6 protein-coding genes are annotated in these 13,794 nt (G+C 59.3%); 2 read left to right on the top strand and 4 right to left on the bottom strand.

From position 1 onward, the window contains the following. Positions 1-121 precede the first annotated feature (121 nt). Entirely contained in the window at positions 122-1,543 is a 1,422-nt protein-coding gene (gene lpdA, locus AAE514_RS11325; RefSeq protein WP_347331652.1) for a dihydrolipoyl dehydrogenase, read from the top strand. Positions 1,544-1,668: 125 nt separating this feature from the next. Here the strand turns inward: lpdA and AAE514_RS11320 are convergent, their stop codons facing one another. The 4 genes from AAE514_RS11320 to AAE514_RS11305 form a co-directional block, all read right to left on the bottom strand. Next, the gene (locus tag AAE514_RS11320) at positions 1,669-4,734 is read right to left on the bottom strand and encodes a TonB-dependent receptor (RefSeq protein WP_347331651.1); all 3,066 of its coding nucleotides are present in this window, start codon (positions 4,732-4,734) and stop codon (positions 1,669-1,671) included. Positions 4,735-5,066: 332 nt separating this feature from the next. After that, entirely contained in the window at positions 5,067-6,005 is a 939-nt protein-coding gene (locus AAE514_RS11315; RefSeq protein WP_347331717.1) for a glycoside hydrolase family 43 protein, read from the bottom strand. 108 nt (positions 6,006-6,113) lie between these two features. Next, positions 6,114-7,322, bottom strand: coding sequence for a D-mannonate dehydratase ManD (manD, locus tag AAE514_RS11310; protein WP_347331650.1), 1,209 nt, complete (start codon positions 7,320-7,322; stop codon positions 6,114-6,116). A gap of 33 nt (positions 7,323-7,355) precedes the next feature. Continuing rightward, positions 7,356-10,226: a glycosyl hydrolase 115 family protein gene (locus AAE514_RS11305; protein WP_347331649.1), complete on the bottom strand. Its 2,871-nt coding sequence runs from the start codon at positions 10,224-10,226 to the stop codon at positions 7,356-7,358. A gap of 439 nt (positions 10,227-10,665) precedes the next feature. Here AAE514_RS11305 and AAE514_RS11300 point away from each other — a divergent pair, with 439 nt between their 5' ends. Beyond that, positions 10,666-13,773, top strand: coding sequence for a TonB-dependent receptor (locus tag AAE514_RS11300; protein ID WP_347331648.1), 3,108 nt, complete (start codon positions 10,666-10,668; stop codon positions 13,771-13,773). The last annotated feature ends 21 nt before the right edge of the window (positions 13,774-13,794 follow it).

The raw sequence follows: 13,794 nt of genomic DNA, 5'->3' as shown, positions 1-13,794 counted from the left end.
TCCGTCCGGAGTCATTAGTATCGGGGCTTTCGTTTTACCGACATTTCCGTTTTGTCGATATTTCGCTCTTATCGATTGGCCGCCCAGCGGCTGATTGCAGCTACACAGAGGAGACAAGCAGGTGGCAGACACACAGAAAACAGAAGTTTTGGTCTTGGGTGGCGGCGTCGGTGGCTATTCAGCCGCATTCCGCGCGGCGGATCTGGGCATGGACGTGACGCTGGTGGAACGCTACCCCTCTTTGGGTGGGGTCTGTCTGAACGTGGGCTGTATTCCTTCCAAGGCGATGCTGCACGTGGCCCAGGTAATTAATGAAGGCGCTCACGGTGAACAGATCGGCGTGAGCTTCGGCAAGCCGAAGATCGACCTGGACGGCATTCGCAAGTTTAAAGAAGGCGTGGTGGGCAAGCTGACCCAGGGCGTGGCCGGGATGGCCAAGCAGCGCAAGGTGAACGTGCTGCAGGGTGTGGGTGAGTTTGTAAGTGATCACAAACTGGCGGTCACTCATGACGGCAAGACCACCGAAGTGGAGTTCGAGCACGCCATTGTGGCCGCCGGTTCCCAGGCGGTGAAGCTGCCGTTTATTCCTCATGACGACCCGCGCGTTTGGGATTCCACCGATGCGCTGGAGCTGCATGAAATTCCGAAAAAGCTGCTGGTGGTCGGCGGCGGCATTATCGGCCTGGAAATGGCGACCGTGTTTAAGGCCCTGGGTAGCGAAGTCAGTGTGGTGGAGTTCGCCGACCAACTGATCCCGGCGGCGGATAAGGACCTGATGCAGGTCTACAGCAAGTACAACAAAGACAACTTCAATGTGATGTTGTCCACCAAGGTCACCGAAGTGAAGGCCAACAAGACCGCGCTGAAAGTGAGCTTTGAAGGCAAGAACGCGCCGGACAAAGATCAAAGTTACGACGCGATTCTGGTGGCCGTGGGCCGCGCGCCCAATGGCAAGAAAATCGGCGCGGACAAGGCCGGCATCGAGGTGGATGAGCGCGGCTTTATTCCCGCCAACGAGAACCTGCAGACCAGCGTGCCGCACATCTATGCCATTGGCGACATTATTGGACAGCCCATGCTGGCCCACAAGGCAAGCCACGAAGGCCACGCGGCGGCGGAAATCATTGCCGGGCACAAGCATATTGAGCCGCGCTGCATTCCCTCTATTGCCTATACCGACCCGGAAGTCGCTTGGGTGGGGATGACCGAGAAGGAAGCGAAAGAGAAAGGTGTGGAGTACCGCACTGCGGTTATGCCCTGGTCCGCCAGTGGTCGTGCCTTGGGTGCCGGTCGCAGTGAGGGTAAGACCAAGCTGATTTATCGGAAAGAGAATGATCAGCTGTTGGGCGCGGGCATAGTAGGCCTGAATGCCGGTGAGTTGCTTGGTGAATTAGGGCTGGCACTGGAGTTCGGGGCCTCGGCGGAAGACTTGGCGCTGACGGTGCATGCGCATCCGACCCTGCACGAGACCGTGGGCCTGGCGGCGGAGATTGCCTCGGGGACCATTACCGATTTGCCGAATCCGCAGGCTAAGAAGAAATAAAAAAAGGACGTACCCGAGGGGCGCGGGTACGCCAAGCTTGGAGAGTCCCACACAAAAGGTGCGTGGGGCCCGCGTAGCGGCCGGCCGGAGAGGCAAGAGAGCTGGCCGCCTTGCTTTGGTGCCTTTTAGAAGGTCGCACGAACGCCGACGGTGTAGCGGGCTTCGTACTCGTTCTGCCAGGCGAACTGGTCTTCCCACTCCAGGTAGTACTCTTCCTGCTCGTTGGTGATGTTCGAGGCGTTGAAGAATACGCTGGCGACATCGTTGATGTCGTAGCTGAAGGAGGCGTCCACGTAAGCGGTGGGTTGCTGCCACAGTGTGCCTTCGCCCCAGGTTTGGTTGAAGGCCACCACGCGTTCGCTCCGGTAGTTGTAGGCAATACGCGCTTGCCAGGGACCGGCCTCATACCAACCGATCAGGTTAAACACATGCTCGGAGTTATCCTGGAACGGCAGTGTTTCACCATTTAAACCAGTGTTGCCGGAGTTACTGGGTGAGTAGGTGTAGTTGACGTCGGTACCGAAGTCGCTCAGAGCGCCGTCGGTAAAGTCGCCAAAGGCCAATTTGGCAGCCAGTTCGGTACCTTTCAGTACGCCGCCGTCACCTTGAACGCTGGTGCTCACATCAACGGTGCGACGCACCACGCCATCCTGGTCCGGCAGGGCCATTTCCACAGTGCCGGACTCGATGAAGCTGTCCACTTCCACATAGAACCACCCGGCGGACAGAGCGCTGGCATTGCCGAGGTAGTATTCGGCGGACAGGTCGAAGTTGGTGGCGTTCCACATATCCAGCTCGGGGTTACCGTCGGCATTGGCACCGATGACGATAAACTGGCCTTCGGTGGGGCTGCCTTCCTCGGAGTCAATGGCATAGCTGGGCGACAGACCGCCGCCCCACTGAGCCAGGTCCAGTGGCGCCATGGTGCGAGAGACCGCGGCGCGCATTACCCACTCGTCGGTCAGGTCAAAGCGCAGGTTCAGGGACGGTAGCAGCTCCTCCATGTCGCGCTGGGTCGTGATGTCGCCGTCATCTTGAGCGGCGGCGCCATAGGGCCGTGCTGCCCCGACTTTGTTGCGCAGCACGGTCAGGTCGGTGTCGACCTGCCGCAGGCCGAAGTTACCGCTCATGATGCCGGTGGCGAAGTTTGCCTGAACGAAGTAGCTTAACTCCTCCAGCTCTACTTCGTAGGAGCGCCCCGGGTTGGTGGCGCGAGCGGTGCCGGGGTACAGGCCGTTGTGGTAAGCCTCCACGTTGTCCATGCTGGCCGGGTCCACGGTCCAGATGGCGGGCAGACCGGAGACGCTGCCGAAGTCAGTAATTTGCGTCGGGCTCAGGCTCGAAAGGGGGGTCGGAACACCAGCCGTGTAGGCGTTGCCCTCATCGTCGGCCCAGGTGCAGGCACCGTCGATGCCGCCGCCGTTGAGGTCTACATCCGTGGCTTTCCACTTCACGTTACAATTGTCGGGGCCCATTGGAGAAAGGAGGTCGAACTCGGCGTTTTCCACTTCGCGGGTACTGTGCCGGATACCGAAGTCGACCGAAGTAAGGAAGCCTTCGTCGAAGGCGTAGTTACCGTCAAAGCGAACGACATTCAGATCGCCTTCACGATCGTAGTTGTTCTCCGAACTCAGGGCGCCCAGCCCGTAGTTATCGACGGACGCCAGGTAACTGGCGAGCGAACGCTCGGGTGCACCGGCGAGGGGCTCACCTTGAATATCGATATTGGCGTTGTTGTCAAAGCCGCTCCATGCCGGGTCGGAGCCGGTGTAGTTCACGGTCAGTACCGGATACCCCTGATATCCAGTGGGGTTGGTTTTCAACTGACCAGCGCCACAGTCGCCCTGAGTGCCCTCGGTGGCGGAAGGGTAATGCTGACAGCCCACGCCCCACTGGCTGCCGTCCGCCACGTCGATGTCCATATAGCTGTTCAACTGCGACTGCTCGGCGCTGCCGCTGATCAGACGAGCGCTACCGGTAAAGGCGCCACCGTTGTCGTAGTTGAGCTCCACGTTGACGTTGGTGGAGTTGGCTTCGTTGGCGGCCACGGAAGCGTAGGATTTTAAACGGCGGCCGTTGCCGGTGTATTCCTGCACGGTGTGTAGGTCGCGCTCGTTGGCAATGGCATCTTTGGCGGTATATTGGGTGGGATCAAACCAGCCCCACCGTTGCCACTTGTCTGAGTGGGCCATGCCCATGACTCGGTCGAAGCCTTCCATGTCGGTATAAAAGGCTTCGGTCACCAGCTCGAAACCGTGGCCCAGATCGGCCTGGAATGCGAGATTGATACCATTGCGTTCGCGCTCTTCGAAACGGTTGTAGGCCACATGACCCTGGTAGGACCAGTAGGCATCGCCCAGGTCGCCGTCTTGATTGACGTCGACACCGCCATCCACAACCTGGCTGCCGAGGTCTCCCAAAGAGGCGTCCGGGGTGACCCAGCCGTAGGACCAGTCTTCCCCGGCAAAGCCCGTCCAGCCGGCACTGCTCCCACCGCCGGCCATACCCGAATAGTAGTTGGCAAGGTTGGCGGACTGGTGAGACACCGCCGCCAGAAAGCCCATGCGGTCATTCTGCCAGTTGATTAAGCCGTTCACGGAGGGGTCGGTTTCACCGCTGTCCACCCCTTGGCTGGCCTGAGCGGCGCCGGAAACGGTCAGCCCCTGGTCGAACGAGAAGGGCCGGTAGGTTTTCAGGTCCACCACGCCGGTAATGCCGCCAGCGTGCTGGGAGGCGGTTTGCGATTTAGTCACTTCCGCGCCGGAGAACAGCTGGGAAGGAATGTCGGTAAAATTGGGCTGAACGGTGGTCAGTGAGTTGGCGCCCAGATAGGACTCGCCGTTGAGCATGGTCAGAACCTGGGGCATGCCGCGTACGTTAAGGGCGGCCCCCTCGCCAGCGGAACGACGGATCTGGACCCCGGTGATGCGTTGCAAAGAGTCGGCGATGGTCACGTCCGGGAGTTTGCCAATATCCTCGGCGGAAATGGCGTCCACAATGGAGGCGGCATCGCGTTTGACGTTTAGGGCGGTTTCCTGGGCGCTACGAATACCGACAACCACGACTTCTTCGAGTATCGGCGTGTCGTCGCTCTGCGTTTGAGCCGAGGCGGTGGTGGCGGCCAGCGCCAATGTACAGGCGGAAATACTGCTGGCGAGTAGCTGGCGCTTGAACAGACGAGTCTGTTTCATGAGTCATTCTCCTGATAGTTCATTGTTGCTTTAGTGGCGGGCATTAGCCGCCTGTTTGTAACCGGTTACGTTATTGGTGACTATTAGCTCCTTAAAAAACTCATGGGGAAAGGGGTAAATCTAGGATATAGCAGACAAATCAGAACCCTTGGGCGGAGTTTGCCTCAATAGTCTGATTGGAGCCGTTACCTTCGTCAGCGTTTATCGTCTTTTGTTGTAATCGGTTACAGGGAAAGTAAAGGAAATTTTAGACGATTGCAAGGGGGCGGGGTTCTTTATCGGGGAGTGGCGGAGGCGTCTTAGGGGCCGCCTCCGCCATTTCTCAGCCTTCGTTACTCTTCGAAAGCGCTGACCGTCTGGATGGTGCCGTCGTCGTTGTGGATCAGTTCGGCCATCTTGATGTTGCGCAGGTGGGTTACACCTTCGGACAACTCGCAGTCGTGATAGAACAGGTAGTACTTTCCGTCTTTCTCAACCACTGAGTGGTGGTTGGTCCAGCCCAGTACCGGCTCCAGCATAATGCCGCGGTAGGTGAAGGGCCCGTAAGGGTTATCACCGGTGGCGTAGGCAATGCAGTGGGTATCGCCGGTGGAGTAGGAGAAGTAGTAGGTACCTTTGTGCTTGTGCACCCAGGGGCCTTCGAAGTAGCGGCGCTGGTTGTCCCCGGTTTTCAGTAACTCGCCGTTTTCATCCAACAGCTCGATATCGCGGGGTTCTTCCGCAAATTCCAGCATGTCATCGCGCAACTTGGCGACTTTGGCGCACAGGGCCGGCTCGTCGTCGGCGGGGTACTGGTCTTCCTGGCTGAATTCACCGTTGGTCCAGCGCTGCAGCTGGCCGCCCCAAATGCCGCCCCAGTACAGGTAGTAGTCGTCCCCGTCTTTGTACACGGCCGGGTCGATGCTGAAGCTGCCTTTTATGGCTTCGGGCTGCGCGGTGAACGGGCCTTCGGGCTGATCGCCCACGGCCACGCCCAGCTTGAAAACGCCTTCGGCGGTTTTGGCGGGGAAGTAGAAGTAGTACTTGCCGTCTTTTTCGGTGCAGTCCGGCGCCCACATTTGGCGCTCGGCCCAGGGCACATCGTCCACGCTCAGGGCCAGGCCATGGTCGGTGACCTCGCCGAAGGGCTCGTCCATGGAGAAGACGTGGTAGTCCTTCATCTGGAAGTGCGCGCCATCGTCGTTAAAGGCCACGCCGCCTTCCACATCGTGAGAGGGGTAAATATAGATTTTCCCCCCGAAGTTGTGGGCCGACGGGTCGGCGGTGTACATGTGGGTCACCAGCGGGGCACTGGTGAATTTCTGCTGGGTCTTGGGATTGCTGTCTGTCACGTTAACTCTCGCTTCTTCCAGTCAAACGTTTAAAGGGGTGGGGCACGGTCACCAGTGCCATAGGGTTCCGTCTTCGAGCCGGTTCACCGGCAGGCTGGCTCGTTTGTACGGGTGTTTCGCCGCTTCTTCTTCGTTGATATCCACCCCGTGGCCGGGCGCCTCGCCAGGGGTGAAAAAGCCTTCATCGAACCGGTAGTCCCGGGTGAACACGGACTCCATAAGCTCGCTGTGAGGCATGTGCTCCTGAATGCCGAAGTTGGGCACCCAATAATCAAAATGCAGCGCGGCCCCCATGCACACGGGGGAGAGGTCGGTGGCGCCGTGGGAGCCAGTACGCACGCCCCAGAGGCTGGCAAAGTCCGCAATGCGGCGCATCTGGGTAATGCCCCCGGCATGGACCACGCTGGTGCGGATGTAGTCGATCAGCTGGTTCTGGATCAGCTCCCGGCAATCGTGAATGCTGTTGAACACTTCGCCCACCGCCAGCGGCGTGGTGGTGTGCTGGCGAATCAGACGGAACACTTCCTGATTTTCCGCCGGCACGGCGTCTTCCATCCAGAACAGGTGGTACGGCTCCAGCTCCTTGCCCAACCGGGCCGCCTCGATGGGCGTCAGCCGGTGGTGCACATCGTGCAGTAGGTGCAGGTCCGGGCCGAACTCTTCGCGTATAGCTTCAAACACCGAAGGGATAAAGTTCAGATACTTGTGGGTGGACCAGCTCTCTTCCGAAGGCAGGTCGGCATCGGCCGGCTCGTAGGCCTTGCCGCCCTTGGGTACCCCGTAAACCTTGTCGATGCCGGGAATGCCGCACTGAACGCGGATGGCCTGGTAGCCCTGGTTTTTGGCTTTCTCCACCGCCTTGAGGGTGGCCTCCAGGTCTTCGCCGTTGGCGTGGGTGTAGGTCATGATGCGGTCGCGGCTGCGCCCGCCCAATAGTTGGTACAGGGGCATGTTGGCGGCCTTGGCCTTGATGTCCCACAGGGCGACGTCCACCCCGGCCTGGGCGGTCATGCCGATGGGGCCCCGGCGCCAGTAAGGGCCGCGGTAGACGAACTGCCAGATGTCTTCAATGCGGCGGGCGTCCCGGCCGATCAGCGCTGGCAGGACGTAGTCCTCCAGATAGGAGACGACGGACTTCTCTCGCCCGTTCAGGGTCGCATCGCCAATGCCGTAGAGGCCGTCATCGGTCGTGATTTTCACGGTCACGAAGTTGCGGCCAGGGCAGGTGACGATGACCTTGGCGTCTGTAATTTTCATAGTCATTCCACTTTCCGTTGTTGCATTCGCCGCTTAGCGACGCTGGCTTTCCGGCGGCCCCAGGTAGCTGGGCTTCAGGTTGCCGGTATCCACCATGATTTTTTGCAGGGTGACGGCCGGGTCCACCCGGTAGATTCGCAGGGTGTGCCGCCCCGGCTCCTCAATGGTATGAGTGGTGATGGACCGGCGCACGCCATCGGTGACGGCCGTTTCCCAAGCCCCCTTGCTCTGGTCTTCGAGGATGTCGATAACCTGCGGCTCCTCGCCGTCAAAGGCAATGCCGTAGCGTAGCCCGCGGCCCGGCACGATGTTCAGGCTGGGCGCGAACAGGGAGTGTACCTGGAACTCACCGGTGGAGAAAAAGTAAATGTCATATTCAACATAAGGCCCCTGGGTCGGATCCTCAAAGGTCTTGTCCGAGATGGGGAAACTGCTGATGGAGGACAAAGTGCGCCCGTGCTGGGGGATGACCGCCCAGTGGTGGCCACTCTTGTCCTCTTTGCGGTCAAAGTGCGCGGCTTCAATGCTGACGTAACCGTTCGCTTCCACAAACCCTTCGACTTGCCGAGCCACCTTTTTGGCGGGCTTGAAGGTGTTCACCTGAACGCGGGCGCCGCCCCAGCCGGTGCCTTTGATAAAGACGTGGCCGGAATGCTCGCCCGTGGGAGCCTTGTCCCAGTCGATGCTGACATCCACGAGCGCCTCGCCGTCCACTGTGCCCTCGGTCTGGCTCAAGCGAATCCACTCGTCGCTGGCTTCGGCGGAGAAGTCGAAGGGCGCCTCGCCTTTGGTGTAGACGGTAATTTGGCGGCTTTCGCGGCCATAGGGGCTGAACCTCGGCAATGCATAGGCGCCGGGCGTGGGCCAGGCGTTCGCCATGCTTTCCACGGCCACGCCCATGTCGGGCTTGCTGTGTGGCTTGTAGTCGTAAATCAGCGGCGCGGTGTTCTCCGGCGGGTTGTTCCAGTGGGTGTAGCCGATGCGCGGTTGGGACATAAAGTGGTTCCACTTACCGTCGCTGATCTCGGTGTGGTAGTGCTCCTCCAGCATGGCGTCCTTCTGAAAACGCTCGCGTGCCAAGGCGCCGATGTCGTTGGCGTAGGAGCGGCCTTGCTCGGCGTAGAGCTGGTTGCGGGCTTGGGCAATATACATCTGAGTGATATTGCCGCTGGCCCGTACCGGATGGCGGACCAATTGATCGAAAGCGTCCTGCTTGGCCTCCGGCATTTGGGCATAGAGGGCGTTGGCCCGGCGGATCATGCCTTCCATCTCCGCCTCAATACGGTCGGCCTCGCGATAGTTAAGCAGGCTGTAAGTGTCCGCGCTCTGCTGCTCCGGCTTGCGCCGACCATTGTGGCGGGTGTAGTCGGTCATCAGTTGGGCAATGGCGTCGGCGTGCTCGGGGCCGAACTCGCGCTCCGCCCAGCGCGGACCAAATTCGGCCATACGCTCGCGGTTCCAGTACTCCGGGTCCCAGGCCATGCGCAGGAAAAATTCGATGGGGTATTCCATGGGCTTCAGGTCGCCCACGTTCACGATCCAGATGCGGTTGGCCTCGTAGTGGTAGGCCAGGTTCATTTGCTCCCAGATTTTGGCCACCGGAACGGTGTTAATCCAGCGGTAGGAACGGGGGCCGCCCACGTAATCAAAGTGGTAGTACACGCCCGCACCGCCGGCGCGGTCCCGTTCTTCGGGGGTGGGCAGTCGGCGAATGTTGCCCCAGTTGTCATCGGCCCAGAGCAGGGTGACGTCGTCGGGTACGCGCATGCCGCTTTCGTAAAAGCCCTGCACCTCTTTATAGAGGGCCCAGACTTGCGGCACTTCGTCGGTGGGTTTATCGAAGACGGTATCGAGGATTTCGCGCTGGTCGTGAACGACTTTCTCCAGTAGCTCGATGTTCTGCCCCTCGCTCATGGGGGTGTCTTCCTGCCCGCGCATGCCCAGGGTGTAGATGCTTTCGTAGGGCTTGTTGCGCTTGGCCCCTTCGAGCCAGAAATCGTAGAGGTTTTCCGGGTTGGTGGAGTACTCCCAGGCCCCTTCGCCATAGCGGTTCCACTCTTTATCGGCTCGCATCATGGGCTCGTGGTGGGAGGTGCTCATGACGATGCCGTACTCATCGGCGAGGATCATATTCTGAGGGTCGTCATCGGCGAAGGCGTTGTTCCACATGGCGGGCCAGAGGAAGTTGCCCTTCAGGCGAAGAATCAGCTCGAATACACGCTCGTAGAATTCGTGGTTGTAGTCGCCGTAGTTTTCCTGAACCCAGCCGGTCAGCGCCGGTGCTTCGTCGTTCAGAAAAATGCCCCGGTATTTCACCTTGGGTTTGTCTTGCAGCTTCAGGTCGCCACTAATATAAAGGTGCTCGTGCTGGTCGGCCGGTACGTCTGCCCACCAATACCAGGGGGAAACGCCGATTTCCTCGGACAGGTCATAAGTGCCGTAAATGGCGCCGCGCTTGTTGCTGCCAGCGATCACCAGCGCTTTGTCGAGGCCCTCGGTGGGGTTTTTCACCACTTCCATATGGTAAGCGTCCCACTCACCCTCAATGGCGGAGGGGTCGAGTTTCCCGTCCTCCACCAATTGGTCGAGTAGCCGGCTTTGGCCCAGCACCCCAATAATAACGCCCTGCGAGCCCAGGCCGCCGGCGGTGCGCACGATCTGCGGCTGTTGGCCGGTCACCCGTTCGATATCGCTTCTAAGGTCGCGCACCGCGCGAATAACGCCGGGGTCATCCTGCGGGTCTACATAAAGGTTGGATAAGTGCTCTTTGCCCACCAGGCTGAGCGCACTGTCGGCGGGAGCGTGATGGATGTAGTCAGGGCCTTCCAGCGCCAGCGCGCCGACGGCCAGGCCTGTGAGTAGGCTACCCAGTACGGCGCCGGTCAGAACTCGAGTAATCGACATACAGAAATCACCAATGGAAATAGAGGCGGTTGACCGCTCGGCTTATCTTCTAGTCAAACGAACAATAAGATTAAATGAGTCGCCGGGGGATTACAAGGGGGTGAAAAGAGAATGAAGGGTGAAGCCTAATAAGGTCAAATATCCATGGCGTTGTATTCTTGTATGCAAGTATGTTGACATGGTCAAATAGTCCGTGTAACCATTTAAAGGTTGCGGTATCTAGTTCCGGGCATTTCCCGGGAGTCCACTAATAATTAAGACGCCACCCCTCATTCAGGTTGTATCGCAAGGGGGTAATGGTAGACAGCGAAAGGAGCGGCCGTTGACAAGGCGGCTGAAGGAAACAATGAAATCGAACCTTTTTTATCTTCGTAGAACCCAATTCAGCCCCAGTCGTCCTTCTCCCGCTTTCCGGCGTTCTGTGCTAGCGGTGACCATAATGACCTGCACCTCGCCGGTATGGGCGCAGAGTGCCGAAGAGGCAAGCCCGGCGGCCCCACCGGCTCAAAGCAGCGGTGGCAGGGCTCTTGAGGAAATCACAGTGACTGGCCAGCGCACCGCCCTGGAAAATGCCATTGAACTCAAGCGGGCCTCGGACACCGTTGCCGATTTGATTGTTCTGGATGAGGCGGGCAAGGTGCCCAGCACCTCGCTTCTTGAGATTCTGGAGCGCTCGCCGGGGGTGACCATGAACCGGATCCGCGCCGGTAGCGAGGGCTCTCCGGATGGCTTTGCCTTCGAAGGCTCGGGCATCCAGGTGCGTGGCCTGAACAAGACGAAGACGCTGATTAACGGGCGGGAAGTGTTCTCCGCCAACGGCGGGTCCGGTATCAGCTGGGCGGACGTCGGGCCGGAGCTTCTGTCGGCGGTGACTGTCTACAAGGCGAGCCGCGCGGATCTGATCGAGGGTGGGGTGTCCGGCACCGTCAACCTGCAGACGCACATGCCGTTTGATTTCGACGGCTTTGAAGCCAATGCGGCCCTCTCCGGTAGTTATGGAGACTTCTCCGAAGAGCTCACGCCGGCCGCCTCGGGCATGGTATCGAACCGCTTCGATACGGGTATCGGTGAAGTGGGCGTTCTACTCGATGTGGCTTACTCGAAGATTGCCTCCCACGACAGCAATATTATCATTCCGCCTTATTACGCGACTCGACACGATCTGGATGGTGATGGCGAAAACGAGCGGGCCTACGTGCCCAGCGGCGTGCGCTACACCCAGGACCAATTCGAACGGGTTCGCAATGGCTACTACGGTGCTCTGCAGTGGCAGCCGAACGATAACCTGGAGGTCTTCCACACCACGTTTATCTCGGAGCGCGAGAGTGACCGTGACAGCCAGATCCTGGCGATGGAGCCAGGAAATCCCGTGGGCGTTTTTGACGGTGCCGAGTTTAATAACGGCGTATTTGTCCGGGGTGCAATCACCAGCGAGAATATTAATAATGAGCCTCCACCGGACGGTGGCCCGGGTGGCCTCAGTGTGTCTCCGAACTCAAGCTTCACGCCTTCCTTCAGCCGGACGGCCGACCATAGTACCGGTTTCAAGTATGAGGAAGACGGTTGGGATTTGAGCGGTAGTTACCAGTATGTGAAAGCCGAGTCGCGTTCGGGCAAGTACAGCCTCGGGAGCACCGTTAATCAGTCGATCGTCCGGACCAATATGGACATGTCCGGCGACCGGCCGGAGGCCAGCTTCGGAACTCCCCTTTCGACGGATCCGGCGGACACCGAGCTTTCCCGCATCAACTGGCTGGACATGTCGAATGAAGGTGAGGCCCATGCGGTCCAGTTGGATGCCAATTTCGACATCGGTGACGGCTTCTTCAAGAAGCTCGCTGTCGGCGGGCGCGTTGCAGATCGCGAAGAATCCGATAGCTTCGTCGGAACCTGGTGGTCTGCGACAGGCCGTGGCTGGAATGGCGTGCCGCGGCCTGTCGTTGGCACGGCTCCAGAGGGCGATTTCTACCTTGAAGAGTTCTCGGATTTCTTTAAAGGGGATGAGCCGGCGCCCGGTAGCGTCTGGGTGGGCTCCGACCAGGTCAACGCGTCTGACCAGTTCAACCGCGTTTACGACACCTATCTGGCATGTGGACCTGACCTTCATTACCAGTGCAATGATCCGGCGGCGACTACCTATCTTTACAGCGACGAGGACACGCTACGCAACCGTAATTTCGACCAGTTGCCGTCCTTCTATGATACCAACCACAAGACCCAGTCCGCCTACGCCATGCTGGGCTTCGAGAACTTCGACGATGCCTGGTTTCTGAACTTCAGCGGTAATGTCGGGGTGCGCTGGGTCAACTACGACATCGAAAGCCAAGGGAACTTCACCTTCAATGGTGGCACGCGCTACTATGCGAGCCTGGCTGATGCCGAAGCGTCCGTTGAGGCGATGGGCGGCATTGAGAATGTGGCGGCATGGCAAGAGGCGAACGACGGGCAGCAACCCCCGCTGACTCAGGAAGGCGTTGCTTATGAGACCGCTCGTGAAGGAAGCTTCGAGAAAGATTATTTTCTACCGTCGCTCAACCTCAAGTTCGAGCCGGCCGACGACTGGGTGTTACGCTACGCCTTGACCCGGACGCTCACCCCGCCACGATACCCCGACATCCGGGCGCAGGGGCAGGCAAGCGTGGCCACAACGGCGAACCCCTTCAACGACGAGTTGGCGGCGGAATACCCTGACGAGGAGGTGGAGATTCCCGCAATCTTCGCTGGCTATGAGAACACGACGGGTAATCCATACCTGGAGCCGGAAATCTCGTTGAACCACGACATTTCGCTCGAGTGGTATCCACGCAAGGGAGCGTCGGTGCACCTGTCGTTGTTTCACAAGACCATCGACAACTACATCACCTTCAACAACTTCTCGGCGCCCGCGAGTGACTTCTTCGCCGAAGAGAACTACCCGCAAACGACACCGGTCGACGGAGGCGGTAATACTTTCCTACCGGGAACCGTCGCCAGTCGCTCCAGCGTTAATGCCGAAGAGGACACGATTATCAGCGGCTTTGAACTCGGCGGGCGGACCTATTTCGATACGCTGCCGGGCTGGTTGAGCGGGTTTGGTGTCGATGCGAACGTGACTTACATCGACAATGATTCGCCGGACGCGTTTGCCCTGGACGTCCACGGCAACGAACTCAATGTGCCGGTCATCGGGTTGTCGGAGTGGTCCTACTCAACGACCCTGCTGTACGATTGGGATAAGTTCAGTGCGCGCCTGGCCTGGAACTGGCGTGATCGCTACCTGACGACCACGAACGATTCGGGCACGACCAACAACAACGACCCCTACACTGATCCGCTAACTGGTGAAGAGGTTCGGATGGCGTTGCCCGTCTACGCGGCGGCGTCCGGACGGCTCGATGGCAGCATCTCTTATCAGTTAACCGATTCGGTCAATGTCAAGCTGAATGTGCAAAATATCACCGACGAGGACCAACGAACCGAGATGGAAATCCTGGACGGGCGGTTTGTTGATCGCGCGGTCTTTGTGACGGACCGGCGCATCAGCTTGCACTTGGGCGTTGACTTCTAAGTGGGCCATGAGGGACGCTCT

Origin of the sequence: Marinimicrobium locisalis (assembly GCF_039822625.1) — a bacterium.
Taxonomy (GTDB): domain Bacteria; phylum Pseudomonadota; class Gammaproteobacteria; order Pseudomonadales; family Cellvibrionaceae; genus Marinimicrobium; species Marinimicrobium locisalis.
This window is presented reverse-complemented; position numbering and strand designations above follow the sequence as displayed.

Excerpts from the sequence above, each read along its gene's own strand:
- AAE514_RS11305 (WP_347331649.1), bottom strand. The coding sequence starts at position 10,226 with ATGTCGATTACTCGAGTTCTGACCGGCGCCGTACTGGGTAGCCTACTC.
- AAE514_RS11315 (WP_347331717.1), bottom strand. The coding sequence starts at position 6,005 with ATGTACACCGCCGACCCGTCGGCCCACAACTTCGGGGGGAAAATCTAT.
- manD (WP_347331650.1), bottom strand. The coding sequence starts at position 7,322 with ATGAAAATTACAGACGCCAAGGTCATCGTCACCTGCCCTGGCCGCAAC.
- AAE514_RS11320 (WP_347331651.1), bottom strand. The coding sequence starts at position 4,734 with ATGAAACAGACTCGTCTGTTCAAGCGCCAGCTACTCGCCAGCAGTATT.
- AAE514_RS11300 (WP_347331648.1), top strand. The coding sequence starts at position 10,666 with ATGACCTGCACCTCGCCGGTATGGGCGCAGAGTGCCGAAGAGGCAAGC.